Below are 1,499 nucleotides of genomic sequence, written 5' to 3'. Positions count from 1 at the left end.
ATTTTACACAATTGCACCAAATATCACCGATATTATAAATATTTTCTATAAGGTCTACTTAAACAAACCTGCTTCGTTAGGTTAATAAAAAATGATCACCGCAGTTATCCTAATCTAACTATAACCAAAAATTACCATGTCGAACTATGAATAACTAAACCTATTCCAATCAAACTAGGAATGTAAGACCATTTCATTATCACCAAATAGGAGATGATACAACATGGCAAACAAAAATAACAACAGAAACCAACACTTGGTTTCTGCAGCAGAACAAGCCCTAGACCAAATGAAGTATGAAATTGCACTGGAATTTGGCGTCCAACTCGGAGCCGACACAACTTCAAGAGCCAATGGCTCCGTTGGTGGCGAAATTACAAAGAGGCTGGTTCGTATGGCTGAACAACAGTTTGGTGGAACCTTTCGTTAAAACTATATTGTCAATCCTTAATAAATAAGAATGGGACCTCTTTTGTAGTCCCATTTCTCTTTTACTAAACGAATCAATTCTAAACACAATCCATGATTTATATCTTAAATTAGTTGAACCAGAATTATCTTATCTCATCAAGAATATCGGTAAGTTTTTCTTCTGAAATTACTCTTAAACCGTTTCTTTTAAGTAAAGCAGTTGTGACACCATTTCCTACAACTTTCTTAGCTTTAAATTCACCATTATAGATCATGGTACTTCCACAGGATGGACTGTACTCCTTAAGAACAATAATAGTTGCATTAACTTCTTTAGCTTTTCTAAATGTATCGTACGCCCCTTTTATGTATAGTTCTGTTACGTCCCTACCCGATTTCTCTACTACTTTTGCTTTCCCGTCAAGAACATCTTCTCCGTCACCACCTATTATTTCAGCAGGCTCTCTTGGTGTTAAAAAACCTCCAAGTAATTCAGGGCATACAGTAATGACTTTATTTTCTTGTAACCATTTTCTAATCCTATTATCTACACTATGTGAACCGTTGTATCTTACCTCTAACCCAGCTAAACAAGAACTCACTAAAATCAATGATTCCACCTCATTCTAAATAAATACGTCTTAGTGTTGAAGATAATTATTTTACCTCTTTAACGTATTTAATTAAATTGCTAATTACTTTAAAAAAAAGTCGCATTAGTTGAATATGATTCTATTGTTTTTGTTCCCTCTATATCATTACTTTTCTTTTCAAAACATATGTTAACTGTACGTTCATTTGAGCGAGTTCGATGCATTGTATTAGCTGGAATGGTAAAAATTTCGCCTGGTTTTAAATAGATGGTTTCATTGTTTTCTAAGTCAATAAAAAGTTCGCCTTCTAATACATAAAATAATTCATCGCAATCCTCGTGTTTATGCCAGTGAAAATCACCATTTATCACAGCTATTCTAAGTGCGTGGTCATTTACTTCGCTCACGATAAAATTTGTATATTCCATTTGATCTTGTATTAATTTTTGCAGATTAATTACCTCTAATTGTCCTTTATTTTGCATACTCTATCTC

3 protein-coding genes are annotated in these 1,499 nt (G+C 33.4%); 1 reads left to right on the top strand and 2 read right to left on the bottom strand.

The window, feature by feature from the left end; translation table 11 throughout:
- Nucleotides 1-223: 223 nt before the first annotated feature.
- On the top strand, nucleotides 224-430 hold the full coding sequence (locus tag V7161_RS30265) for an alpha/beta-type small acid-soluble spore protein (protein WP_335716458.1): 207 nt from the start codon (nucleotides 224-226) through the stop codon (nucleotides 428-430).
- A 124-nt stretch (nucleotides 431-554) separates the two neighbouring features.
- Here the strand turns inward: V7161_RS30265 and V7161_RS30260 are convergent, their stop codons facing one another.
- Both V7161_RS30260 and V7161_RS30255 read right to left on the bottom strand, forming a co-directional pair.
- Entirely contained in the window at nucleotides 555-1,022 is a 468-nt protein-coding gene (locus V7161_RS30260) for a DUF523 domain-containing protein (RefSeq protein WP_335716457.1), read from the bottom strand.
- Nucleotides 1,023-1,111: 89 nt separating this feature from the next.
- Nucleotides 1,112-1,489 (bottom strand): cupin domain-containing protein, encoded by a 378-nt coding sequence (locus V7161_RS30255; protein WP_335716456.1) that lies wholly within the window; start codon nucleotides 1,487-1,489, stop codon nucleotides 1,112-1,114.
- Between the last annotated feature and the right edge of the window lie 10 nt (nucleotides 1,490-1,499).

Source organism: Neobacillus drentensis, assembly GCF_036965425.1.
In the GTDB taxonomy this organism is placed as follows: domain Bacteria; phylum Bacillota; class Bacilli; order Bacillales; family Cytobacillaceae; genus Neobacillus; species Neobacillus drentensis_F.
This window is presented reverse-complemented; position numbering and strand designations above follow the sequence as displayed.